Annotated in this window: 23 protein-coding genes and 2 pseudogenes; 15 read left to right on the top strand and 10 right to left on the bottom strand. The window is 67.2% G+C overall.

The window, feature by feature from the left end:
* Positions 1-22: 22 nt before the first annotated feature.
* On the bottom strand, positions 23-1,648 hold the full coding sequence (groL, locus tag ACQ858_RS12380) for a chaperonin GroEL (RefSeq protein ID WP_431273040.1): 1,626 nt from the start codon (positions 1,646-1,648) through the stop codon (positions 23-25).
* Positions 1,649-1,809: 161 nt separating this feature from the next.
* On the opposite strand from groL, the gene phbB reads away from it, so the two are divergent.
* Both phbB and ACQ858_RS12390 read left to right on the top strand, forming a co-directional pair.
* Positions 1,810-2,529 (top strand): acetoacetyl-CoA reductase, encoded by a 720-nt coding sequence (gene phbB / locus ACQ858_RS12385; RefSeq protein ID WP_431273041.1) that lies wholly within the window; start codon positions 1,810-1,812, stop codon positions 2,527-2,529.
* A 104-nt stretch (positions 2,530-2,633) separates the two neighbouring features.
* Entirely contained in the window at positions 2,634-2,963 is a 330-nt protein-coding gene (locus ACQ858_RS12390; protein WP_431273042.1) for a hypothetical protein, read from the top strand.
* A 20-nt stretch (positions 2,964-2,983) separates the two neighbouring features.
* Here ACQ858_RS12390 and ACQ858_RS12395 read toward each other — a convergent pair whose 3' ends face one another.
* Together ACQ858_RS12395 and ACQ858_RS12400 are read right to left on the bottom strand one after the other, a co-directional pair.
* Positions 2,984-3,472 (bottom strand): hypothetical protein, encoded by a 489-nt coding sequence (locus ACQ858_RS12395; protein ID WP_431273043.1) that lies wholly within the window; start codon positions 3,470-3,472, stop codon positions 2,984-2,986.
* Between the two features lie 36 nt (positions 3,473-3,508).
* Positions 3,509-4,999: a patatin-like phospholipase family protein gene (locus ACQ858_RS12400; protein ID WP_431273044.1), complete on the bottom strand. Its 1,491-nt coding sequence runs from the start codon at positions 4,997-4,999 to the stop codon at positions 3,509-3,511.
* A gap of 239 nt (positions 5,000-5,238) precedes the next feature.
* Here ACQ858_RS12400 and ACQ858_RS12405 point away from each other — a divergent pair, with 239 nt between their 5' ends.
* Positions 5,239-5,925, top strand: a complete 687-nt coding sequence (locus ACQ858_RS12405; RefSeq protein ID WP_431273045.1) for a lipid-binding SYLF domain-containing protein — start codon at positions 5,239-5,241, stop codon at positions 5,923-5,925.
* 70 nt (positions 5,926-5,995) lie between these two features.
* On the opposite strand, the pseudogene ACQ858_RS12410 reads toward ACQ858_RS12405, so the two are convergent.
* Positions 5,996-7,349, bottom strand: a pseudogene (locus ACQ858_RS12410) (MBL fold metallo-hydrolase RNA specificity domain-containing protein).
* Positions 7,350-7,476: 127 nt separating this feature from the next.
* Here ACQ858_RS12410 and ACQ858_RS12415 point away from each other — a divergent pair.
* Complete coding sequence (locus ACQ858_RS12415; protein WP_431273046.1) at positions 7,477-7,944, top strand: universal stress protein; 468 nt, start codon at positions 7,477-7,479, stop codon at positions 7,942-7,944.
* Positions 7,945-7,968: 24 nt separating this feature from the next.
* Here ACQ858_RS12415 and ACQ858_RS12420 read toward each other — a convergent pair.
* Positions 7,969-9,750, bottom strand: a pseudogene (locus ACQ858_RS12420) (adenosylcobalamin-dependent ribonucleoside-diphosphate reductase); the annotation flags it as partial.
* 108 nt (positions 9,751-9,858) lie between these two features.
* Here ACQ858_RS12420 and ACQ858_RS12425 point away from each other — a divergent pair.
* Entirely contained in the window at positions 9,859-10,422 is a 564-nt protein-coding gene (locus tag ACQ858_RS12425; RefSeq protein ID WP_431273047.1) for a universal stress protein, read from the top strand.
* 30 nt (positions 10,423-10,452) lie between these two features.
* Here ACQ858_RS12425 and ACQ858_RS12430 read toward each other — a convergent pair whose 3' ends face one another.
* Positions 10,453-11,889: a phenylacetate--CoA ligase family protein gene (locus tag ACQ858_RS12430; protein ID WP_431273048.1), complete on the bottom strand. Its 1,437-nt coding sequence runs from the start codon at positions 11,887-11,889 to the stop codon at positions 10,453-10,455.
* 6 nt (positions 11,890-11,895) lie between these two features.
* Positions 11,896-12,546, bottom strand: coding sequence for a BON domain-containing protein (locus ACQ858_RS12435; protein WP_431273049.1), 651 nt, complete (start codon positions 12,544-12,546; stop codon positions 11,896-11,898).
* A 234-nt stretch (positions 12,547-12,780) separates the two neighbouring features.
* Between ACQ858_RS12435 and ACQ858_RS12440 the strand changes: the two genes are divergently transcribed.
* The 8 genes from ACQ858_RS12440 (at position 12,781) to ACQ858_RS12475 (ending at position 20,115) form a co-directional block, all read left to right on the top strand.
* Positions 12,781-12,993: a hypothetical protein gene (locus tag ACQ858_RS12440; protein WP_431273050.1), complete on the top strand. Its 213-nt coding sequence runs from the start codon at positions 12,781-12,783 to the stop codon at positions 12,991-12,993.
* 48 nt (positions 12,994-13,041) lie between these two features.
* Positions 13,042-13,488 carry a host attachment protein gene (locus ACQ858_RS12445; RefSeq protein ID WP_431273051.1) on the top strand — a complete coding sequence of 149 codons (447 nt, stop codon included), beginning with the start codon at positions 13,042-13,044 and terminating at the stop codon, positions 13,486-13,488.
* A 49-nt stretch (positions 13,489-13,537) separates the two neighbouring features.
* On the top strand, positions 13,538-15,883 hold the full coding sequence (lon, locus tag ACQ858_RS12450; protein WP_431273052.1) for an endopeptidase La: 2,346 nt from the start codon (positions 13,538-13,540) through the stop codon (positions 15,881-15,883).
* A 21-nt stretch (positions 15,884-15,904) separates the two neighbouring features.
* Complete coding sequence (locus ACQ858_RS12455; protein ID WP_431273053.1) at positions 15,905-17,005, top strand: ABC transporter permease; 1,101 nt, start codon at positions 15,905-15,907, stop codon at positions 17,003-17,005.
* Positions 17,006-17,019: 14 nt separating this feature from the next.
* Positions 17,020-17,835 (top strand): ABC transporter ATP-binding protein, encoded by an 816-nt coding sequence (locus tag ACQ858_RS12460; RefSeq protein ID WP_431273054.1) that lies wholly within the window; start codon positions 17,020-17,022, stop codon positions 17,833-17,835.
* Positions 17,820-18,758, top strand: a complete 939-nt coding sequence (locus ACQ858_RS12465; protein ID WP_431273055.1) for an MlaD family protein — start codon at positions 17,820-17,822, stop codon at positions 18,756-18,758. The genes ACQ858_RS12460 and ACQ858_RS12465 overlap by 16 nt, the downstream gene beginning before the upstream one ends.
* On the top strand, positions 18,755-19,390 hold the full coding sequence (locus tag ACQ858_RS12470; protein WP_431273056.1) for an ABC-type transport auxiliary lipoprotein family protein: 636 nt from the start codon (positions 18,755-18,757) through the stop codon (positions 19,388-19,390). The genes ACQ858_RS12465 and ACQ858_RS12470 overlap by 4 nt, the downstream gene beginning before the upstream one ends.
* A gap of 113 nt (positions 19,391-19,503) precedes the next feature.
* Positions 19,504-20,115, top strand: a complete 612-nt coding sequence (locus tag ACQ858_RS12475) for a hypothetical protein (RefSeq protein WP_431273057.1) — start codon at positions 19,504-19,506, stop codon at positions 20,113-20,115.
* 19 nt (positions 20,116-20,134) lie between these two features.
* Here ACQ858_RS12475 and ACQ858_RS12480 read toward each other — a convergent pair whose 3' ends face one another.
* Both ACQ858_RS12480 and ACQ858_RS12485 read right to left on the bottom strand, forming a co-directional pair.
* Positions 20,135-20,881 (bottom strand): winged helix-turn-helix domain-containing protein, encoded by a 747-nt coding sequence (locus ACQ858_RS12480; RefSeq protein WP_431273058.1) that lies wholly within the window; start codon positions 20,879-20,881, stop codon positions 20,135-20,137.
* 97 nt (positions 20,882-20,978) lie between these two features.
* On the bottom strand, positions 20,979-21,350 hold the full coding sequence (locus tag ACQ858_RS12485; protein ID WP_431273059.1) for a TraR/DksA family transcriptional regulator: 372 nt from the start codon (positions 21,348-21,350) through the stop codon (positions 20,979-20,981).
* Positions 21,351-21,542: 192 nt separating this feature from the next.
* Here ACQ858_RS12485 and ACQ858_RS12490 point away from each other — a divergent pair, with 192 nt between their 5' ends.
* Positions 21,543-22,385, top strand: a complete 843-nt coding sequence (locus ACQ858_RS12490; RefSeq protein WP_431273060.1) for a universal stress protein — start codon at positions 21,543-21,545, stop codon at positions 22,383-22,385.
* 20 nt (positions 22,386-22,405) lie between these two features.
* The gene (locus tag ACQ858_RS12495; protein WP_431273061.1) at positions 22,406-23,869 is read left to right on the top strand and encodes an AAA family ATPase; all 1,464 of its coding nucleotides are present in this window, start codon (positions 22,406-22,408) and stop codon (positions 23,867-23,869) included.
* A 24-nt stretch (positions 23,870-23,893) separates the two neighbouring features.
* On the opposite strand, the gene ACQ858_RS12500 is transcribed toward ACQ858_RS12495, so the two are convergent.
* Positions 23,894-24,436, bottom strand: coding sequence for a flavodoxin (locus ACQ858_RS12500; RefSeq protein WP_431273062.1), 543 nt, complete (start codon positions 24,434-24,436; stop codon positions 23,894-23,896).
* Between the last annotated feature and the right edge of the window lie 44 nt (positions 24,437-24,480).

Genomic DNA, 24,480 nt, shown 5'->3' on the forward strand with positions numbered 1-24,480 from the left:
CGCCTCGATCAGCGTGACGGCCTCAGAACATCTCGGGCGAAGGCCCGGCCGGCGACGGCAGTTCCTTCTTCGGCACGTCGGCCACCATGCAGTCGATAGTGAGGATCAGGCTTGCGATGGAGCCGGCGTTTTGCAGCGCGAGCCGTGTCACCTTGGCCGGATCGATGACGCCCATCGCAACCATGTCGCCATATTCGCGACGGGCCGCGTTGTAGCCGAAGCTCGGCTGCGCATGGGCGTCCACGCGGTCCAGAACGATGGACGGTTCCTGCGCGGCATTGAGAACAATGAGGCGCATCGGCTCCTCCAGCGCGCGCACCACGATCTTCAGGCCCGAGTCCTCGTCGAGCGTCGGCAGCGTCACACCTCGCAGCGCCTTGCGTGCACGCAGCAAGGCGACCCCGCCACCCGGAACGATGCCCTCCTCGATCGCCGCGCGCGTGGCGTGCAAGGCGTCCTCCACGCGCAGCTTCCGCTCCTTGAGCTCGGTCTCCGTCGCGGCGCCGACTTTGATCACCGCCACGCCGCCCGACAGCTTGGCGATGCGCTCGTCCAGCTTCTCGCGGTCGTAGTCGCTGGTGAGCTTCTCGCGCTCCTTCTTCAGCATCGCGATGCGGTCGCGGATGGCGGATGCATCCCCCGCGCCGCCGACGATGGTCGTGCTCTCCTTGTCGACCACGACGCGCCGGGCACGGCCGAGGTGCTCCAGCCGGGCCTTCTCGAGCGTGAGGCCCAATTCGGCGGAGACCACCTGCCCACCCGTGACCAGAGCGATGTCTTCCAGCATCGCCTTGCGTCGGTCACCGAAGCCCGGCGCCTTGACGGCGCAGGTCTTGAGCACGCCGCGAATGCTGTTCACGACGAGCGTCGCCAGGGCATCGGCATCGACCTCCTCCGCGACGACCAGCAAGGGCATCCCGCCCTTCGCAGCCGATTCGAGCAAGGGCACGAGCTCCTGCAGGCCGGAGAGCTTCTGGTCGTACAGCAGCACCGCGACGTCTTCCAGCACACACGTCTGCCGCTCCGGATTGTTGACGAAGTAGGCAGAGAGATAACCGCGATCGAACTGCAGGCCCTCGACGGTCTCGAGCTGGCTCGTGATGCCGGACCCGTCCTCGATCGACACCGCGCCATCGCGACCCACCTTGTCCATCGCCTGCGCGACGAGCTCGCCGATGGAGCGGTCGTTGTTCGCCGAGATCGCCGCGACGTGCGCGATCTCCTGCGAGGTGGCACAGGGCTGCGCCATCTTCTTGAGCTCGGAAACGACGATCTCGATGGCCTGCTCGATGCCATGCTTGAGCTCCATCGGATTCATCCCGGCGGCCAGGTACTTCAGTCCTTCCTGCACCAGCCTGTGCGCCAGCACCGTGGCGGTCGTGGTGCCGTCGCCGGCCATCTCGCTGGTGCGCGCGGCGACTTCGCGCATCAGCTGGGCGCCCATGTTCTCGAAGCGGTCCTCGAGCTCGATGGACTTCGCGACGACGACGCCGGAATTGACGATCTGGGGCGCACCGAACTCGCGGTCGAGCACCACGGTGCGGCCTCTCGGGCCGAGCGTCACCTTGACAGCCTCGGCCAGGGTGTCGACCCCGCGGCGGATCTTGTCACGAGCCTCCTCGCGAAACAGAAGTTTCTTGGCAGACATCTTGAAGACCTCCTGGCGGCATCATTGGCCGTCTTTCCCGCGCCAGGCTTGCGCCAGGTCAAGCGAAGGGTCTTCCGGCGGCGCGACCATTGACCCACACCTACCGCCGAAAGGAAAAGCCATGCAAGTTACTTTCCGTAGCCCCATGAGGGAGGCCTGACATGCGCATCGCACTGGTCACCGGCGGGACGGCCGGCATTGGAGCGGCCACCGCGCAGGCGTTGCAGGAGGCGGGCTATCGCGTGGCCGCCAACTACGGCTCCCACGGCGATGCCGCAAGCCGCTTCTCCGAGCGCACCGGCATTCCCGCCTTCGCATGGAACGTGGCCGACCCGGTCGCATGCCGCGAGGGCGTGGCGCGCGTGGAAGCCGAGCTCGGCCCGGTGGACGTGCTGATCAACAACGCCGGCATCACCCGCGACGCCATGCTGCACAAGATGACGGACGCGCAATGGCGCGAAGTGATCGACGTCAACCTCGGGGGCTGCTTCAACATGTGTCGCGCCGTCATCGGAGGCATGCGCGAGCGCCGCTACGGACGCATCGTCAACCTGGGCTCCGTCAACGGCCTCTCGGGGCAAGCCGGCCAGTGCAACTACGCCGCGACCAAGGCGGGGTTGATCGGCTTCACGAAGTCCCTCGCGCTGGAGAGCGCCTCGCGCAACATCACGGTCAACGTGATCGCACCGGGCTACACGGACACCTCGATGGTCGGCGCGGTGCCGCCGGAAGTGCTCGCGGGAATCCTCAAGACCGTGCCCGTCGGCCGCCTCGCGACGCCCGGGGAGATCGCGCGCGCCGTGGTGTTTCTCGCATCGGAGGACGCCGGCTTCATCACCGGCATCACGCTGTCGATCAACGGCGGCAAGTACATGCCCTGAATCGACGGCTGCGGAGCGCGGGGCGTCGGCGATTGATCCTGATCAAGCGGCTTCGGCCGCAAGCGCGATGCAATTGAACGCCTGATTCAAGGAATGGAGACCACATGAACGAGAAGCTCGATGACCTGAAGACATGGACTCAGCAGATCGACGACGTCATGCACGAGATCGTGCGCGAGGCCGCGATCTGCGATGTGAAGCTGCTGGACCCGGGCGTGATCGAAGCGGTGCTTCAGAACAACGATTCGGTGTGCGGCCACGAGAACCCGAGAGCGTTCAAGAAGCTGCGCGACATGCTGATGCTGGGTTTCATCATGCGTGACAAGGCCTACGAAAAGCTGGGCCCGCTCGAAACGGACGAATTGGTCGGAGCCATTCGCGAGAAGCTGCGCCAGCGCATGGGCGACAGGCTCGGGGGCGGTACGACAACCTGAAGCGAGGCGCGGCACGTCCGCTAGCGAAGAAGCCTCATCACCCGCAGGGTGAGCGCGCGCGCCACCGAATAGGGCAGGCAGATCAGAACAGGCCCGAGGACCACGGCGGCGCCAGGATAGACCCGACCGTAGATCAGGAACTGCGCGACGACGTCGAAGACGATCGACATCGACACCAGATCGCGCACCGCGGCCAGGCCGCTTCTCAGGAGAGCCCTGCGGTCGTCCGCCCCCGTCAGGAGCGCGTACAGGTAGGGTGAACGCCCCATCTGTGCGTCGAGCCTGCCACCGCGGATTCCGAGAAAGACGGCAACGGCCGGCTGCAGGATGAAGCGCATCCGCCCCGGGCCGGTGAACCGTTGGGGAAGCTCCTCCAGGAACTGATGGGAGAACAGGTAGATGCGTCCGGTCTCGAACGTGTCGACGATCGCGGACGGAAGAGCGGCCAGCAGCACCAACCCCGCGACGACGGTGATGATCGTGCTCAATGTTCTTCGGTTGAATTTCATCGTGCACCTCGACTGACAAAGGACGATCCAGGCGATCTAGGGCTTCGGTTCCGCCTTGCGCTTCGACGATGAGACGCTTTCAGCCATGCCCTGCTGCAATGCCTGAAACGCCGGCGCCTCGCGCAGCAGGCGCCCTCCCAATTCGCGCAGACGGTCGACGGCCTCGTCGGGCAGCGCGAAGGTGGTCGGCAGGTTCATGAAGTAGCGCCGCTCCTCGGGGTCCACAATGGATTCGAAGCTCACGTCGATGGCATCGAAGCGCAGCCTGGGCACCGAGGCATCGGCCTGCGCCTGCGACATGCCCGCGAGCCGGCGCTCGGCCACTTCGAGCCGACGCTTGTCGGCCCAGCGCTCGGCGATGTCCTTCAGCAGCTCGACCGACTCGGAGGAGAAATGATCGATGGGCACGCTCGAGGATTGGAAGAGCTGCGACACGATGCACGGCGCACGCGCTCTGCGATCCCAGTCGGTATCCGGCGCAGAGCGCGAGTTGACGACGATCACCACGATCCTGCGCAGTTGCCCCAATCCGATCTGCGCCTGGTAGGCACGGCTGGCCTCCAGCTCTTCGAGTGCCTCCAGCAGTCCGCGCAAGCCGAGGTTGTCGGAAACGCCGCCGTCGACCACGTGCAGATAGGGGCGATTCTTGCTGTCCTGCATGCTCTCCATGTCCCGGTAGCGCAGCAGCGCCCGGCCGGCAGGGCGCGAGGGGTTCTCGGGCCGCGTGACGTCGCTCACCCACGGCGGCATGACGGCGCCGCAGGTGCCGCCATAGTTGTAGTAGGTGACCGGGGAAAGCACCGCTGGTACCGCGGAAGACGTGGCCGCCGCTCGCGCGAGGCGCACCTTGCCGACGTCGGAACAAAGCAGGTCAAAGTGATCCTGCGAAAACTGAAAGCGCGCGCCGGTCGAGAGATCGGTCCCGGTGACGGCGGTGATGGGCGTGGGCTTGCCCATCAGGTCGTCAAAGGTCGCGCCGTCGAACAGGATCTCGTCGTAATAGTCGGCGGCGAGTTCGGAGCGGCCGTAGAGGCCGCTGCCGAGCGCGAACCAGTTGAGCGGATTCAGCGCGCGCCGCGTGAGCGCGCCCTGCACGTCGCGCTTGAGGAAGCGCGGCTCGTATTCGGTGAAGAGCCTGTCGCCGTACAGCGCATAGGCGAGCGCGGTGAAGCTGCCGCCCGAGACGCCCGCGATGGCGTCGACCTCGGCGAGGAGGTTCACGCTCTCGCCGTTGACCGTCACGTTCGTGCGGCGGAGTTCTTCGAGCACGCCGTAGGAAAAGGCCGCCGCGCGCGTTCCGCCGCCCGAGAAGGTCAGCAGGAACAGGGTGTCGGGGTCGTTCTTGGCGCGGTGGGTGTGCTTCAGCCTGTTGCCGACGCGGTAGCCGCTGTCCAGGTCAACGTGGTCGATGCGGGGATTGACCGGTGCGAGCGCAGTGCAGCCCCCGAGCGCCAGCGCCGCCAGCAGCATGAAAACACAAGCCAGTCGGCAGGAAAGCCAGGTCTTCGGCTCGACGTGTGGATTCAAGTGGGTTCCTCTTCGCTGCAGGATCGCATGGCTGAGGCTGCCTTTTGTACCCGCCGCGCCCACGCTGTGCTTGATCCGCATCAAGAGCATCTCCGCCGCGGTGCACGGCCAGCCAGCTCTTTCCGGGTTGACTCATATCAAGATGAGGCTTTGATGCGGGGCGTAAGTTCTCCTCGGGGCCTTCAGTCCCATTTGCAACGACAGCGCTGCCGCTGGCGGCTTCCCACTAGGAGTGAAGAATGCAGAACACACGCAGAAATCTCATGCTGGCCGTCGGGGCGCTGAGCCTCACCGCCGGTTTTGCCACCATGCCGGCGCATGCGTCCGACGCGGACGATGCCAAGGCGCTGGTCCAGAAGGCGCACACAACGATCAACGCCTTCTCGCACAACAAGGACTTCACGGGACTCGGCGCGGAGCTCCGCCAGTCCAAGGGCGTACTGATCTTTCCGCAGGTCCTGAAGGCCGGCTTCGTCCTGGGCGGCTCGGGCGGAACCGGGGTGCTGCTGGCGAACGACGGCAAGGGCGGCTGGGTCGGACCCGCGTTCTACACGATGGCCTCCGCCAGCTTTGGATTCCAGGCCGGAGCATCGGCTGCGGAGATGGTCATCCTGGTGCGCTCGCAGAAGGCCCTCGACTCCCTGCTCACGAGCAAGGTGAAGCTCGGCGGCGACGCGTCGGTCGCGATCTGGAAGAAGGGCATGGGCGCCGGCGCGACGATCGACGCGGACTTCGTGGCGTACTCGACTGTCAAGGGCGCATTCGCCGGCCTGTCGATCGATGGTTCGGTTCTCGATGTTCGCGAGTCGCTCAACACCGCCTTCTACGGCAAGCCGGTCACGCCGGCGGACATCGTCGTGAAGCGGGACGTCAGCAACCCTGCTGCGGCGAGCTTGCTCGCGGCCGTGTCGAAGGTTGCGAAATAGCGTTCGGGAACCGGTGCGATGGCGCGGAATGATTCAGCGCCATCGCACGAAGCTCGAGGATTGCGTCGCGTCAGAGGGTCACCGCCTGCAGATAGTCCGGCACGCCGGCCTGCCAGTTGAACCGCTCTTCGATCGCCAGACGCAGCGCATCGGCAGCGACCGGCTCGCCGTGCGTCACGAACACGCGCTTCGGTGCGGGCAGCCCTTCCAGCCAGTCCAGCAGTTGGTTGCGATCGGCATGCGCCGAGAGCATGTCCAGCCCGACCACCTCGGCACGTACGTGCACGTAGGCGCCATGGATCTTGATTTCCCTGGCCCCGGCCAGCATCGCCGCACCACGGGTCCCGGCGGCTTGATAGCCGGTAAAGAGGATCGTGCTCCTTGGATCGGGCGCGTACGCCTTCAAGTGGTGCAGCACGCGCCCGCCGGTCGCCATCCCGCTTGCCGAGATGATGATCGAAGGAAATTTCAACGCGTTCAGCCGTTTCGACTCCTCGACCGTGTTCACAAACTTCACCTCCCGGCTGAGCGCGGCACACTGGCTGGCATCCAGGCGATGCTGATCCGAATGACGCCGCAGGATGTGCGTCGCATCCGCTGCCATCGGACTGTTGAGATACACCGGCAAGTCGGGAATCCGGCGTGCTGCCTTCAGAAGGTGGATGCAGTGCAGAAGTGTCTGTGCCCGGCCGACCGCAAAGGCCGGCACCACGACGATCCCGCCCCGCGCGGCCGTCCGGTCGATCACTTCTGCAATCGCCGACAAGGTGTCGACCTTGTTGTGCAGACGGTCGCCATAGGTGGATTCGATGACCACGTAGTCGGCAGGCTCCGGCCGCTCGGGAGGGCGCATCACCAGATCGTCATCCCGGCCGACATCTCCGGAAAAGAGGATGCTGCCGCCCTCCCAGGCGACGTGAACGCTCGCAGCGCCCAGGATGTGCCCGGCGCGGCGCAGTCGCCGAGGTCCAACCCGGCCAGGGGGCATGCACCTTGCCGAAATCCAGGACTTCGAAGCGCTTGAGGGCCTCCCGCGCATCATCCTGCGTGTACAGGGGCAGTGCGGGCTTGTGGCGCGAATGACCGTGCCGATTGGCGTAGTCGGCTTCCTCCTCCTGCAGGTAGCCGGAGTCGGGCAGCAGCAACTCGCATAGATCTCGAGTGGCCTGCGTGGTGTAGACGGGGCCTTTGAAGCCCAGGTTGATCAGGCGCGGAACAAAGCCGCTGTGATCGAGATGCGCATGCGTCAAGAGGACCGCATCGATCTGGGAGGCCTCGACCGGCAACGGCTCCCAGTTTCGCAAGCGCAACTGCTTCAGGCCCTGGAACAGGCCGCAATCCACCAGCAGGCGACGGCCCGCGTGCTCCAGCAAGTACTTGGACCCGGTGACAGTGCCGGTTCCACCGAGAAATTGAATACGCATCGTGGCTCCTTCTTCTTGCCGCCAAGCTTGACATACGACAACGCTCGCGATTTGCGCGGCGTCAACTGGCCCGGCGCCGCGCGCGCGGATACTGAATGTTTCTGGACACCATCGCAAGGAGCCTTCCATGTATCAGCAGATCCTCGTTCCCGTTGACGGCAGCGCGACGTCGATGCAGGGCCTTGAGCAGGCCATCGGCATAGCCCGGCTCACCAACGGTCGGATTCGCCTGATCCACGTCGTCGACGAGCTGTCTTTCGCGCTCGCGACGGACGCCTATGCGGGCTACACCGGCGACTGGCTGAGCGTGCTGCGCGAGAACGGCAACAAGCTGCTGCAGGAATGCCTGCAGAAGGTCGAGGCCGCCGACATTTCCGTGGACACGGTGTTGCGCGACAACCTCGATGGACCGGTGGATGAGCTCGTAACGAGGGAAGCCTCGAGCTGGCCCGCCGATCTGATCGTGTTGGGCACCCATGGACGCCGCGGGGCGAAGCGCCTCTTTCTCGGCAGCAGCGCCGAAAACATTCTGCGGACTTCGCCCGTTCCGGTCCTCCTGGTGCGCGCGCCCGAAGGCGCGTCCCACGGTGAATGAGCCCACCGCCTAGCCGCAGTTCCTGAGCACGGCACCCAGCACCGGATTCGGCCGGTAGGTCGCCAGGCCCTTGAGGTCCGACTTCCATGCGCGCATGTACAGATCCCGAAAGTCCTCGTAGCGGTAGTCGACGGGAACGTTCACGGTCTTGGAGATTCCGGAGTCGATCATCGGAGCCACTGCAGCAACCATCTCCTCATGCGCCAGGGCGCTGATCTGAAGCGCGGTGACGAAGGCGGGTGTCAACGGCACGCCCTCCCCCTTGAGGTGCCGGTAGAGACGCCGGGCGTGGTCCTCGACCGGATGCTCCGTGAAACCGCCGTCCGGCGTCCGCCTGCGGCGCCTGTAAGTCCAGGCGTACGCGGGCTCGATCCCATTGCTCGCGTTGTCCGCCAAGGCAATGCTGATCGTGCCCGCGGGAGCGATCGACAGAAGGTGCGAATTCCGAATACCCACAGCCGCGATGCGCGCCTTGAGCGGTGCAGGCAATCGTGAGGCGAAGGTTCCGCGGCCCAGGTACAGCTCGGCGTTGAAGAGCGGGAAGGCGCCGCGCTCGGCCGCAAGGTCCACCGATGCACCATAGGCCGCGTCCCGCATGACCTGCGCGATGCGACGGGCCGCATCTCGCGCAGCAGCCGTGTCGTAGCGCAGATTCAGCATCACCAGTGCGTCGCCCAGGCCGGTGAATCCCAACCCGATACGTCGCTTGTCGCGGGCTTCGTCGCGCTGCCTGGCCAGCGGCCAGGCCGAGACATCCAGCACGTCGTCGAGCATGCGCACGGCGATCGCGGCCAGGCGCGCGAAGCCCTCTTCGTCAAAACGCGCATCCGCTTCGAATGGCGACCGCACGAAGCGCGTGAGGTCGATCGAACCGAGACAGCAGCAACCGTACGGCGGCAGCGGCTGCTCGCCGCAGGGATTCGTGGCCGCGATGACCTCGCAGTAGGAAAGATTGTTGTCGAGGTTGATGCGGTCCAGGAAGAGCACGCCCGGCTCGGCATGGTCGTAGGTCGACCGCATGATCTGCTCCCAGAGCCCGCGCGCCGGGATCGTGCGATAGACCCAGAGGCCGTCTTCGCGTTGATGCGCGCCCTCGGCACGGTAACGGGGACCGGGTTCGGCCCGGTGCACGAGTTCGAATGGCGCGTCGTTCTCGACCGCCCTCATGAAGGCATCGGTCACGCCCACCGAGATGTTGAAGTTGGACAGATCACCCTCGTCCTTGGCATGGACAAAGGTCTCGATGTCCGGATGGTCGCACCGGAGCACACCCATCTGCGCACCGCGCCTCGCACCCGCCGATTCCACCGTTTCGCACGAGCGATCGAAGACGCGCATGTACGACACCGGACCCGACGCGAGGGACTGGGTGCCCCGGACCCAGGCGCCGGCCGGGCGGATGCGCGAGAAGTCGTAGCCGACCCCGCCGCCGAGGCGCATCGTCTCCGTGGCCTCCGTCAAGGCGACATAGATACCGGGATGGCCGCCTTCTTCGGCCGCGATCGAATCGCCCACGGGCTGCACGAAGCAATTGATGAGCGTCGTCGACAAGTCGGTGCCGGCGGACGACTGGATGCGACCGCCGGGAAGAAAGCCGGCCTCGAGCGCCCGCGCAAAGCGCTCTTCCCACTGCGCGCGACTCGAGGGCTTCTCGGCCTGCGCGAGCGCGCGGGCGACCCGGGCTCGCACATCGGCGACGCTGTGTTCGCCGCCCTTTGCGTATTTCTCGAGCAGGACCGCCACGCTGATCGGCTGTGGAGGAAGCGTTTGTGCCGGCGGCGCGACATGGGTGGCCTCGGTAGGCATGGCATTCCCGGATTGAGGGGATTCGATGATGCGTCGCCTGCGCGCGATCCGTCCAGTAGCCCGACGGCCGGCATCGGGGATCGCATTGCTCCCAAGTCACGAAACTTGATGGAACGCAAGGGGCGCGCCGCACCACCCGCCAAGAATTCCTTGTTCGCCACCATGGCCAGTGGCGGGCGGATCGTCCATCAAAGCGCCAGGGAAAGCTCAGCCATGTACCACCGTATCCTCGTTCCCATCGACGGCAGCAAGACTGCGGCTCAGGGCCTGCAGGAAGCCATTCGGCTGGCTGCAGAACAGAAGGCCAGCCTGCACATCCTCCATGTGATCGATGACTTTCCGATGCTCGCGGAACTGTCGGATGTCGCTGCCTATGACGACGTGCTGCAGACGCTGCGCGATTATGGGGAGAAGCTGCTCTCCGACGCGCAGGAGCTCGCGGCCAAGTCCGGGGTGAAGGCCGAAGTCGCCCTGCGCGAGGTGACCGGGGCCCGCGTTGCCACCATCGTGCTCGCGGAGACAAAGGCCAACGGATGCGACTTGATCGTGATGGGAACGCATGGACGCAGGGGCGTCAGCCGCCTGACGCTGGGCAGCGATGCGGAGCTGGTCGTGCGCGCCGCGCCGGTGCCCGTGCTGCTGGTCCGGCACCCCGGCACGGAACCCGCCTAGGGCGTGCCGGCGCAACCGGCGCGGCAGTCCTCATGGCCCGCCGGGCGACGCCGCGGGAGCGGCTATGACCCGCGATACCTTGCCGCTGCGGCCGACGCGCCCGGGCTGCCCGGCGCGGCACTCGATCCGCACGCCGGTCGCGCCCTGCGATCGCAGGAACTCGCCCAGCACGCGCTGGGCCCTTTGCAGAGCGCGCTCCGCATCGGCACTCCGCGATCCCGTGCACAGCAGGAGTTCGCACCGCCCCTTCTGAACCACCTGGAAATCGAAGAGCCCGGCCCCTTCCTCGATAGCGGTGCTCAACGCGAGCGGGAGCACCTGGATGGAACCGGCGCGCTCGCTCCCCAGGCAGAGCGTGTCCTCGCAGCGACCCTGTACCTCGATCACGGGCAGATGGGACCCGCACGAGCACCCGTTCGCGTGCAGGGTGACGCGATCGCCCAGGTCGTATCGGATGATCGGCTGCACATGGTTGGCAAGGTTCGTCAGCAGCACCGTCGCGCCGGCCTCGCCGGCAGGCACCGTGCGGCCCCGGCCATCCACCGATTCCAGAATCGCCCAATCGGCGTTCAGGTGCATCGCACCCTGATCGCACTCGAAGGCGAGCGACAGAAACTCCGAGGCCCCGTAGCTGTTGATCAACTGGCAGCCGAAGGCCTGGCGAATGAACTCACGCTTTGCGGGCGAGAGATCTTCGCCGCCGGTCCACACCTCGCGCGGGACCGTGCGCATCCGTCCGCCAAGCCGCTCCTGCGCCAGGAGCGCCGCCGCACTCGGATACGTGGCGATGACCGTCGGCGCCAGCGCATCGATTTCCCTGACGATGGCCTCGATCGGCTGCATGAACGATATGCAGTGCAAGCGCTGCCAAAGTACGGGATTGAGCCGCCGCAGCCGCTCGATCGAAACCGTGCTCGCGAAATGGCCATTCGTCGCGCCGACAAACGCGACCCGCTCGCCCCACCCCCAGGGATCGAACAGATGCGGCATGGGCCGAAGCATCGGCCGACGCACCGCGTCGAGTGCGTCGAACACCGCGAGAGCGAGATCATCCTGGACAAAGATACCTGGCTCGCCACTGCTGCCTGAGCTCTCCCACGCCAGGTAGCGGCCCAGGTAGGGTTCCGCGATGCGGCTGGCATCCGAGATGAAGCCGCGCAGTCCATCGAGCCGGATGCCGGGATCCGTGACCCACTGGTCGAAGTGACTCATCAGCTCGCACTTCCTCGCGACCGGCAGGTCTTCGAGGCGGACCCTGTCGATATCGCGGTTGCGCAGCACACGCCGGTAATAGGGCGAGCGCTCCCTGGCCACGTCCAGCAGGCGACGCAGGCGCTGCGAGCGCCGTGCCTCCAGGGCCTCCCCATCGGCGCGGGACACCATCGCAACGTCCGTCGCAATCGTCCCCCACAGGCAGGGATCGATCGGCGGTGGCATGACGAGCGGCATGGCCTCGAACTCGGCCACCGGAACTCAGGTCGCGACCTTCAGTTCGTTGACGACATTCGTGACGCCCACGGCGGACCATGCGGCACCCTGCGCTGCCGAACGCTCCGCCCACGAGCGGACGGTGCCACGCAATGTGGCCTCGGACCCATCGATGAGCACATCGATGTGTTCCGCCTCCTGCTCGGCCTGGCGAACCAGCGCGTCGCGAATCTTTGCCACCACGTTGGAATGCGCCGGACGCTGCTTCAGCACGATGCTGTTGCTGACGCCCACCACCCCCTTGAGCGAACGCACGGCGCGCGCCGCCGCACTGCGCTGGTACTCCCACTCCACGTCACCCTTGAGCGTGATCCACCCCTGTTCGACCTTCAGGGTGATGCCTGCAGGCACCTGTGCACTCCACGTCAGCGCATCTTCCGCGGCGGCCGCGATCTCGGAATCGCTTCGCTGGTGACTTGGCGCAAGCTTGACATCCAGTTCGAGCGCGAGCGCCCTGACGCCCTGCACACGCTGAACGGCGCGTTCCACGAGGAACTTTTCGCCATACGTGCCGAGGTGCCCGGTGAGCGTGACCACGCCGTTCTCCACCATGACCCCGACGTGGGCCGCGTTGATCGCCGGGTCCCACTCGAGTTCGCTCTCCACGTCTTTCTTGAGTTGCGCGTCGGTCTTCATGACGAACCTTTCCGAATACGTTGGATCTCGGCTGGATGGCGTGAGGTGCTCCTTGCCCTCACGCGACAAGAGATCGTACGAGCACCGGGTCGGGTCCGGGTTGATCCATCGCAATCCAGACCGACTCCTTGCGCATCGGCACGGGATCGCTCGAACAATTGACATGCGTCAATCCGAAGGCGGCTCCGGTTCCTAACATGACCTGCTCCACTCACCGTACGAAGGACACACACCATGGATGACGCAACGACCCGCGCGACGGACAAATGGGGCCATGCATTGCAGGGCTTCAGCGAACGTCTGGACGAAATGCGCAGCGGCGCGAAGAGCAAGGCGCTCGAGGCGATGCAGACGGCCGATGGCACCATGCATCGGAACCCCTACCCCGCCATGGCCGCGGTGGCGCTCGCCGGCCTGATCGCCGGCGTGCTGATCGCCCGCCGCTGAACGCGGCGTGATCGCGAGCACCTTCAGCATCAGCAACAGGAGACATCCATGAAAAACCAATGGATCGTGGTGGCCAACGCCTCGCTCGCACGCATCTTTCGCCAAGGTTCCAGCAATGGCGAACTGGAGCCGGTCGAATCCTTGACGCATGCGCAGAGTCGCGTGCACCCCGGCGAAATCGCTGCGAGCGATCAGGGCGGTGGCGAACGAGACCACCACGACGATCGGTTCGAGGCGCGCGACGACATCCGCCGGAAGGAGCATGTGCGCTTCGCGCGTGCATTGGCGGACCGCCTGGACAAGGGGCTTGCCGCCCACGAATTCGATTCGCTGGCCCTCCTGGCCGCGAAGCCCTTCCTCGGCGAACTCAGGCAACAGTTGAGCCAGGGGGTCAGCGAGAAGATCGGCATCGAGTTGAACAATGACTTCACCGCCCTGAGCGTGGCCGAGATCGCGGAGCGCCTCCAGCTCGCGCGCGCCGCCGGCCGTGCCTAGACGCGTGGCATGGGCTGACGGCACGCTGGACACCCGCCGGAGGTAGGCCATGACGATCAACCAGCCCGGTCTGCCCCCCGGCGTGGTGGCGTTGATCCCGATGCGGAACTTCGTCCTGTTTCCGCATGCGCTGACCGCGATCAGCGTCGGACGCGATGCTTCGATCGCCGCGCTCAGGCATGCGCTCGAGCACCAGGTTCCGGTGGGCGTCGTCCTGCAGAAGGACCCGCAGGAGGAAACGCCCGCCTTCGATTCGCTCCGCGCGATCGGGACCCTCGCCACGATCGTCCACCACGTGGAACCCGAGCAGGGACAGCACCATGCCGTGTGCCAGGGCATCCATCGCTTCCGCCTGGTCGAGCCCTGCGACGGCTATCCTTTCCTGGCGGCGAAGATCGCCGAGATCGACCAGGACGCCGACACCTCCCCCGAGGCCGAAGCGCTGGAACTTCAACTGCGCGAGCGCGCCATCGAACTGCTTTCGCTGCTTCCCAGCGTGCCTTCGGAATTCGTGCAGGCGCTGCAGACCACGCGCGGCCCTTCGGCGCTCTCGGACATCGTGGCAGGCGTGATCGACGTCGAGGTGAACGAGAAGCAGGAACTGCTGGAAATGGTCGCGACGGTGCCGCGGGTCGAGAAGCTGCTCAAGCTTCTCTCGCATCGCCTGGAGGTCGTGCGCCTGTCCCGCGAAATCGGAGAGCGCACCAAGGAACAGATCAGCGACACACAGCGCAAATTCCTGCTGCGCCAGCAGATGGAAACCATCCGGCACGAACTCGGCGAAGACGATGCGAACGCGGAAGAACTCCAGCGCATCGACGAAGCCATCGCCGAGTCGGGCATGCCGGCCGATGCCGAAACGCACGCGCGCAAGGAACTCCAGCGGCTGCGCTCCATGCAGGACACGAGCGGCGAGTACGCCATGCTGCGCACCTATCTGGAGTGGATGGTCGAGTTGCCCTGGAAGAGCCCGGCCGTGGCGCCGATCGATCTTGGCGCGGCGCGCGCGACGCTGGAGGCCGATCACTTCGGCCTCGAAAGCGTCAAGAAGCGCGTGCTCGAGTTCCTCGCCGTGCGCAAGCTCAACCCCGCGGGGCGTGCGCCGATTCTCTGCTTCGTAGGTCCGCCCGGGGTCGGCAAGACGTCATTGGGACAGAGCATCGCGCGCGCCATCCAGCGCCCCTTCGTGCGCGTATCGCTCGGCGGCGTGCACGACGAAGCGGAGATCCGCGGGCACCGCCGCACCTACATCGGCGCCTTGCCGGGCAATATCCTGCAGGGCCTGCGCCGTGCCGGAGCCCGCGACGCGGTGATGATGCTCGATGAAGTCGACAAGCTCAGCGCAAGCGCGCACGGCGACCCGTCGGCCGCGTTGCTGGAGGTGCTGGACCCCGAGCAGAACGGCACCTTCCGCGACAACTACCTCGGCATCCCGTTCGACCTGAGCCGGGTGGTCTTCATCGCCACCGCGAACGTGATCGACAACGTGCCCGCGCCCGTGCGCGACCGCATGGAGGTGATCGAGCTCCCCGGCTATTCGCAGGAAGAAAAACTCAACATCGCGCGGCGCTACCTCGTGCCCCGGCAACGCGAAGCCAACGGGCTGAAGGAAGACCAGTGCGTCCTGACCGAGGCGGCCATCGCGGACATCATCGCGAATCGCACGCGCGAGGCCGGCGTGCGCCAGCTCGAACGCGAGATCGGCCGCGTCATGCGGCACGCAGCGATGCGGGTCGCGGAAGGCTCGGCGCCATCGGTCAAGGTCGACGCGGCCGAACTGGATGCGGTGCTCGGCCCTGCGCGCTTCGAGCATGAGGCCGCGCTGCGCAGCAGCCTCACCGGCGTGGCCACGGGTCTGGCATGGACGCCGGTGGGCGGCGACATCCTCTTCATCGAAGCCGCGCGCATGCAGGGCACCGGCAAGCTGCGCCTGACCGGGCAGCTTGGCGATGTCATGAAGGAGAGCGCGCAGGCCGCGTTCACGCTGGCCAAGACCCACGCTGCGGCGCTGGGCATCCGGCCGGAGGTGTTCGACACGAGCGACGTGCACCTGCACATCCCGGCCGGCGCGGTGCCCAAGGACGGCCCCAGCGCCGGTGTCGCCATGTTCATCGCGCTGGCGTCGCTCTTCTCCGACCGGAAGGTGCGGCACGACGTCGCCATGACCGGGGAAATCAGCCTTCGAGGCCTGGTGCTGCCCGTCGGCGGGATCAAGGAAAAGGTGCTCGCCGCCCAGCGCGCGGGGCTGTCGGCCGTGCTGCTTCCTGCCCGCAACCTCAGGGATCTCGCGGACGTGCCCGAGACGGTGCGCGCGTCCATGCGCTTCGTGCCGCTCGAAACGGTCGACGACGCCGTCGCCGAAGCACTTGACCTGAACGCAGCGCACGGGCCTTAATCGCGCGGCATGCAAACATCGATGGAATCTTCCCAGGCCAGCATGTCGCCGCTGGCCACCGGTGGATGGTCGCTGGCCGGCAACTGGACGGTGCGCGGGCTGGGCGACATCCCGAAAGCGCTTGACGCGCACGCCTGCGGCCCGGGTACGGTCGTCCTGGATGGCGCGTCGCTCGACGCCATCGACAGCGCGGGCGTGTGGGTGCTTCAGCGCTGGCTGCGCCAACACGGCGCGGCGCCGGCGCTGCGCAACTGGTCCCCGCGCATGCAGATGCTGATGACACTGGTCGGCGAGCAGCCCGATCGGCCCTTGCCGCAGCCGCCTGCACGGTCCGCGCTGGAGCGCCTCGGCCGCCGGGCCGACGCCGCGGCGCAGGAGGCGCTCGGGCTGCTGCGCTTCCTGGGACAGTCCGCCATCGCCGCGCTGGCGCTGCTGATGCGCCCGCGCCGCATCCGCTGGCGCACCGCGTTGCGCAACATCCAGATCGACGGCTTCGATGCACTCCCGATCATCGGGCTCACGTCGTTCCTGCTCGGCGTGGTCGTGGCGTACCAGGGCGCCGACCAGTTGAGGCACTACGGCGCCAACGTGTTCGTGGTCGATCTGGTCGGCTATGCCATGCTGCGCGAGTTCGCGCCGCTGATCAGCGCGATCATCATCGCCGGGCGTTCCGGCTCCGCCTACGCGGCCCAGATCGGCACGATGGTCGTGACCGAGGAAGTCGATGCGATGCGGACCATCGCGATCGATCCGATCGAGCTGCTCGTGCTCCCGAAGGTGCTGGCGCTTGCCGTCTCGCTGCCGCTGCTCACCGTCTTCGCGGACATGACCGGCGTGCTGGGCGGCATGGTGATGGCGCGCGTGCAACTGGACATCGGCTTTCCTGAATTCATCGATCGTTTCGGCCGGGAGATGCACGGCTCCACGCTGCTGGTGGGCGTCGGCAAGTCGCTGGTGTTCGCGGTCGTGATCGCGCTGATCGGCTGCTTCCAGGGCTTTCGCACCCGCGGCAGCGCCGACAGCGTGGGCCGGCAGACGACCAAGAGCGTGGTGCAGTCGATCTTCCTCGTGATCGTGGCCGACGCCTTGTTTTCCGTCGCGTTCAACATCCTCGACCTGTGAGAGCCTGCGAACACATGGCACCGCCACCCGACACGGTGATCGCGATGAGCAAGGTCTGCACCCGCTTCGGCAGCCACGCGGTACACACCGATCTCGACCTGGAGGTCCGCCGCGGCGAGATCCTCGCGATCGCGGGCGGCAGCGGCTCGGGCAAATCGGTGCTCATGCGCGAGATGATCCTGCTGCAGCGTCCGACGTCGGGATCGATCCATCTGTTCGGCCACGACGTTGCGACACTCACGTCGCCACAGGCGCACGCGCTGCGCCTGCGATGGGGCGTCATGTTCCAGCACGGGGGATTGTTCAGCGCGCTCAACGTGCGCGAGAACATCGGGCTTCCGCTTCGCGAGCACAGCCGGCTCGATCGCGCGCTGATCGACCGCATCGCCGAGTGGAAGCTGTCCCTCACCGGCCTGCCGCCCGACGCCGGCCTGAAGCAGCCGGGCGAATTCAGCGGCGGCATGCTCAAGCGCGCATCGCTGGCACGCGCGATCGCGCTCGACCCCGAATTGCTGTTCCTCGACGAACCGACCTCCGGGCTGGACCCCGACAGCGCCGCGGGCGTGAGCGAGCTGATCCTGCGCACGCACGCGCTCTACGGTCTGACGATCGTGATCATCTCGCACGACCTCGATCTGCTGTGGCAAGTCTGCGACCGCGTTGCGGTTCTCGGCGAAGGGCGGGTGCTGGCCAGCGGCTCGATGGAGGAACTGTCACGGCACGAGCACCCCATCGTGCGCGGCTACTTCGAAGGCCCTCGCCAGCAGCGGGCCACCGCATCGGCGGCACAAAGTCGCCGCAACAAGGAAACGCCATGGACGACAAGGTGAATTACACACTGGTCGGCGCATTCATGCTCCTGCTCGGCGCCGCGCTGGTGGTCGGCGTGCTGTGGCTGGCCGCCGGCGCCAGTGGCGCCAAGCACTACGGAACCTACCAGTCGATCATGCGCGAGTCCGTGGCCGGGCTGAACGTGGATGCGCCGGTCAAGTACCTCGGCGTCGACGTCGGCAAAGTCAAGGAGATCGCGATCGATCCTGCGGATTCGAGCCAGGTACGCCTGCGCTTCCTCATCGAGCAGGGAACGCCGATCAAGACGGACACCGAGGCGGTCCTGAAGACGCAGGGACTCACCGGCATCGCCTATGTCGAACTCAGCGGCGGCACGGCCGGTTCGCCGCCGCTTCGCGGTGCCAATGCCGGCGACATTCCCAATATCCCTTCCAAGCCCTCGCTGAGCACCCGGCTCGAAAGCGTGCTCTCCACGGTGCTCGCCAGCGTAGACCGCATGTCCACGAACCTGAACGCCACTTTCGACGCCGATACGCGGGCCGCGTTGAAGCAGATGCTCGCGGACACCGCGACCCTGACCCGCACGCTGGCGGCGCAACAGGCCGCGCTCTCGAGCGGCATCGCCGATGCGGCGCGCACCGCCAACAACACGGCCCGCGCGAGCGAGCATCTCGCTCGCGCGGTCGATCGGGTCGCGGCTGCCGCCGACTCGGTCGACAGGATGGCGGAAAAGGTCAACGCTGCGAGCGATCGTGTCGGCAGCAGCGTCGAGGCGGCGGCGGGCGGCTTCCAGCAGATCAGTACCGACGCTGCGCCCGCGCTGGCGAGTCTGCTGAGCGAGATGAACCAGCTCGCCGTTTCGCTGCAGCGCCTGAGCGAACAGACCGAACGCAATCCGAACAGCCTGCTGGTGGGCGCCCCTGCGAGAAAGCCCGGCCCCGGCGAAAGGACTCGCCCATGATGTTTCTATCCCGTCACGCCGCCCGCGCAGCGCTGGTCGCCGCGTTGTTCCCGGCCCTGCTGGGCGGCTGCGCCAAGTCGCTCCTGCCGGAGCCCGCCGCTTCGCCAGCGCTGTTCGCCCTTTCCGGCGAGAGCGAGGCGTCCGCCGCGCCGGCGGGGCCGGTCGCGACCGCGCGGACATTGATCGTCGATCTTCCACGCGCCGCCCCGGGCTTCGAAACCGCGCAGATCGCCTACGTGCGGCGGCCCTACGAGATCGAGTACTTCGCGCACAACCAATGGGTGGACACGCCGTCGAACATGCTCGCCCCGAAGATGGTGCGCGCGATCGGACGCACGGGCGCGTTCCACGCCGTTCTGGGCACCCCCACCCTGGCGATCGGCCAGTTCCGGCTGGAGACCGAACTCCTGCGGCTGCAGCAGGACTTTTCGACGACACCGAGCCACGTGCGCCTGACGCTGCGTGCGACGCTGATCGACACCGCGACTCGCAAGGTCGTCGCGAGCCGCGAATTCGATGCACGGGTCGACGCCCCCACCGATGATCCCTACGGCGGCGTGATCGCCGCACAGCATGCGGCCGCACAGGTCGTGGCCGAGCTGGCGTCGTTCTGCGCGGCCTCGGTCCGCTGAGCGCGCAGACGGCGCCGGCGTTCGCGTTGTGAGAGCGCCATTCCTTGCGATAGCTCAACCGCCTCGCGCCCTGCCCGCATGAAGCTCGCCCTATCGACTTTTGGGAGCCAGCCATGCCGAAGAAGATTCTGATCGCTCTTCTTGCCCTCGCCCTCGGCTTCGCCTCTTCCGCCGCGGGCCTGGACCCTGCAGGTCAGCTGAGCCCGGCATCGACGCCGACCCAGAAGACCAAGGACGCCGCCAGCAAGGCCGCGCAAGAGGCGCAACGCGCGGCCAAGAAGGCGGCCGACGCAGCCAATGCCGCCGCCGAGCAAGGCAAGGTCAACGCCGGGAAGATCTCCAAGGCGTTGGCGGAAGCGATCCGGCTCGCCGCGAAGAAAGCCGCGGAGGCCGCGAGGCGCTTCGAGGCCAAGGCCTCGGAATCGTCGGCCATGGCACTGGACGCCGGCAAGGAAGCCGCGAATGTGGCGCTGGAAGAAGGCAGGAAGGCGACAAAGGCCTCGGAGGAGGCGTTGCGGCGCGCCGAAGAGACGGCCAGGATCGCCGCACAGTCGACCCAGGAAGAGGCCGAGAAGGCGGCCCAGGCCACGCGCGAAGCGCTCGAGGCCGCCGCCGAAGCGACCGGCAGGGCGGCGCAGGCCGCGCGCGACGCTGCGGCGAAGGCCGTCGAGACCGCCCGCCGTCCCGGATCGTCACCCGCCGCGCCGCAATCCCCCGGGAAGTAAGCGGACCGCGGCGGATCGGTCAGCCGCCGTTGACCTTCGCGACTAGGATGTAGCCTGCCCCGCGCACCGACTTGATGATCTGGGGATTGCCTGGATCGGCTTCGAGCTTACGGCGCAGACGCCCGATCTGCACGTCGATGGTCCGGTCGAACGGGCCCGCCTCGCGCCCGCGCGTGGATTCGAGCAGGAAATCGCGCGTCAGCACCCGGTTGGGGTGGCTTGCGAGCACGCTGAGCAGCTCGAACTCCCCGGTGGTCAGCACGGTCTCGGCGCCGTTCGGATCGAGCAGGCGTCGCGCGGCCATGTCGAGTTCCCAGTTCGCAAAGCGCAGCACCTGCCCGGTCGGGGCCGGCGGCGAAGCCACGGCCGGCGCAGCCGGCGGCCGAGCCGGCGCCACGCGCCGCAGCACGGCCTTGATGCGCGCCAGCAGCTCGCGCAGATCGAAGGGCTTGGTCACATAGTCGTCGGCGCCGACCTCCAGCCCCACCACCTTGTCCACCGCGTCGCCGCGCCCCGTCACGATGATGAGGCCACAGTGCCAGTGTTCGCGCACGGTCCGGGCGATTGCAAATCCGTCCTCCCCCGGCAAACCCAGGTCGAGCAGCAACAGGGCCGGCGCGTCGTGGGCCATCAGCGCCAGCAGCTCCGCGCCCGTGTGCAGCGCACTCACGCGATAGCCCTGGGCGGTCAGGTAGACGGCCAGCATCTGCGTGATTTCGGTCTCGTCATCGAGGACGGCAAGATGCGTGGCGGTGGTTGTGTTCACCGGGCGATCGTAATGGCCCGGCCGGCAGCCTACAACGTGGCAGCCGCTTTGCGAGGCGCATCAGGTGCGCTGGGCACCGTCCGCGCTCACCTCCGATTCAGGCGCGGCGATGCTTTTCGCTGGCCAGCTGGCACGCGCTGCAGCGCAGTGCCGTAGGAAGGGCAAGTAGGCGCTCACGCGGAATGTCATCCCCGCACGCCACGCAAACGCCATAGCTGCCCTCGTCCATTCGCCGCAGGGCTTCCTCGATCTCGCTCAAGCGCTTGCGATCGACGTCGATCTCGGCGAAGCGCAGGTCCTCGCTGCGCTCCAGCTCCGCATCGTCCGCGTTGTCGTGGACCTCTTGTTCGTACGACACGCGCTCCGGGAGGGTGTCCATCGGCTCGGTGCGCCGACACAGCTCGTCCAGCGTGCGCTGCTTCATTACCTCGAGCTGCCTGCGCAGGTTCTGGCCGTCGAGTTCGGCCAAGGGGACGCTGCGGGTCGGTACATCGGATTTCATGGTATTCCTTTCACATCACATGGGAGGCGCAGGGCATGAAGCCCCTCGCTGCGGGTCAATGTAGGGAAGACGCCGACGCGCGGGCTTGACGAAGCGCAAACGCCGCCGGTGCCTACGCCACGAAGATGCGGCATCGTACTCATGAAGAAGGAGGCAGCCGTGAGCTACAAGACGATCCTGGTTCACCTCGACAACAGCAGCCGTTGCGCGGCGCGCATCGGTTTCGCCGCGACACTGGCGCACGAGCACGACGCCCACGTGGTCGGCCTGCTGCCGACGGGCCTCTACGAAGGCTCCATTCCGGCCGGCATGATCGACACGGGCGCGAGCGATTTCATTGCGGAATCGGCCGCCTACCTGAAGCAGCGCGCCGAAGGCATCGCGCAGGCATTCCGCACGCAAATGGAAGCTTGGCGATCCGTCTCCTTCGAGTTGCGCCAGGTCGACGGCTTGAGCACGGACACGCTGATCGACCATGGGCGCACCAGCGACCTTGTGGTGCTCGGCCAGGAAGGCGGCGACATCCCCACCGACACACCCGCTCGCGGGCTGGTCGGCGAGGTGATGCTGGGACTTGGCCGCCCCGCGGTGGTGGTGCCGTACGCCGGAGAGTTCAAGGCCGCCCCGCGCCGCGTCTTGGTGGCCTGGAACGGCTCGCGCGAATCGGCGGTTGCCCTGAATGCGGCGTTGCCGGTGCTCTCGCGTGCCGACCAGGTGACCCTGCTCCATGTCGCCGGGAAGGGTGAGGCGGAAGACCCCGGGCCGATGCTGCAACTGCATCTCACCGCATGGCTCGACCGGCACGGCATCGCAGCCACGGTCGATCGCCTGGTCGGGGACGTGCCGATGTCCGACGCGCTGCTGTCGCGGCTGTGCGATCTCCAGATCGACATGCTCGTGATGGGCGGCTATGGCCACTCGCGCGTGCGCGAGCTGGTTCTGGGCGGGATGACGCGCGAAATCCTCGCGCACATGACCGTGCCTGTGCTGATGGCGCACTGATCGTCATCCGGCAAGTGCACGTGCCAGTCTCGGAGCTGAACGGTCCGGTCCCGCGCAGCCGGTTGGAGAAGTCCGCGGCCGTGGTGCAGGCGCTCGCGCTGCACCTCGGTGCGCGGGTGATCGAGACCCACATCTCGTGGGTCCTGCTCACGCCGGCTTACGCCTACAAGGTGAAGAAGCCGGTGCGCCTGGCTTTCCTGGACTACGCCACGCTGAGCAAGCGGCGGCACTTCTGCCATGAGGAAGTGCGCCTGAACCGACGGACGGCGCCTTCGCTGTACCTGGGCGTCGCACGTATCACGGGGGAGCCGTCGGCGCCCGAGATCGACGGCACGGGTCCGATGCTCGACTACGCCGTGCGCATGCGGCGTTTCGCCGACGGCGCCCTGTTCGGCGAACGACTGGCCGCCGGTGCGCTGTCCGCGCGCGACGTGGACGGCCTTGCCGCCATGCTGGCGGCTGCGCACGCTGCAGCGCCCGTCAAGCGCCGCGCGACCGCCGGACATGTGCCCCCGCTGCGCCGCGCCCTGGCTGCACTCGAGGGCGCACGCCCGATGCTTTCCGCCGCCGAGAGCACAGGCCTTCAAGCCTGGCTCGATGCAGGAGCCCGCAAGCTCGCGCCCCAATGGGCCTCCCGACGCCGCAGCGGCCATGTCCGCGAATGCCACGGCGACCTTCACCTGGACAACATCGTCGAGCTCGACGGGGCGGTCGCCGGCTTCGACGCCATCGAGTTCGACCCCTCGCTGCGATGGATCGACATCGCCGAGGACGCGGCATTTCCGGCGATGGACTTCGCAGCGCGCGGGCGGCCGGACTTCGCCTCGGCGCTTCCTCAACGCATGGCTCGACGCCACCGGCGAGCAGGAGGCTGCGGGCGTCCTGCGCTATGCGCTCGTCTACCGCGCACTCGTGCGCGCCCAGGCCGCACATCTGCGCGGGGGCGCTGCGACGCAGCGGCAGCCTATGTCCGCGCGGCGCTCGAATGGTCGAATCCGGCGTTGCCGCGCCTGGTGATCACGCACGGCCTGCCCGGCTCCGGCAAGACCTTCCAGTCCCAAGGGCTGCTGGAGCAGCACGGGGCGATCCGCGTGCGCTCCGACGTGGAACGCAAGCGCCTGTTCGGCCTGGGTGCGCTCGAAAACTCGCGCGCGCACGGGCTCGACATCTATTCGCGCGAAGCGACGGCGCGCACCTACGAACGGCTCTTCGCGCTCGCGCGCGCCATCCTCGACGCGGGCTTCAGCGTGGTGATCGATGCGGCCTTCCTGCGTCGCGGCGAGCGCGACGCGGCCCATGAACTGGCACGCCAATGCGGCGTCCGGTTCGAGATCCTCGCCTGCGAAGCGCCGGTCGCGGTCCTGCGTGAGCGCCTCGCTGCTCGCACATCCGATGCCTCCGAGGCCGATGCCGTCGTGATGCAGCGGCTGCAGGAAGCCGCAGACCCACTCGAAGACGACGAGCCCCTCCTGCCCGGCCCCTGAAGCCGCTCGGCGGGCCGATCCGCATCAATGCGTGATGGGCTGCGAAATATCGGCTTCCGTCAGCGCCCGATGTGGCGGCGCCTGCGTGCCGGACGCCGAGGCCAGCGCCTCGCCGAAGGCGAGCAGGCGCGTCGTTCCGCTGCCGTCCTGGATCTCGCGCGTCAGGAACTCCGCGGTGAGAACCGGTGCGCGCTGGAGCAATCGGGTCGCCTCCCCCACGGCGTTCGATGCGCCGGCGGCATTCATGACCGTGACCTGCGCGAGACGCCGCAGCCGCCCGGCGTTCTCCGCAAGGAAGGTCCGCATCGGGCCGGCCATCTGATAGGCCCAGATCGGGGACACGATGACCACGGCGTCGAAGTCCGCGGGCGCGGCGCCTTCATAGCGAATCGCGGGTCGGCGCCGCAGCATCGAGTCGAGCACGCAGCGCAAGTCGCCCATGAATCCCGCGCGCGGACGCGCATCGCGGATCTCGGCCAGCGGCCATCCGCAGTGCGATGCGAGCAACTGCGCGGCGCGGCGGCACGTACCGCTGTACGAGTAGAAGACAACCAGGGTGCTGTTCATGCGGGACTCCTCGGAGACAAGGACATCTTGATCGCCTGCCCGGC

Source organism: Variovorax ureilyticus (assembly GCF_050632185.1).
GTDB classification, from domain to species: Bacteria; Pseudomonadota; Gammaproteobacteria; order Burkholderiales; family Burkholderiaceae_C; genus Variovorax; species Variovorax ureilyticus_A.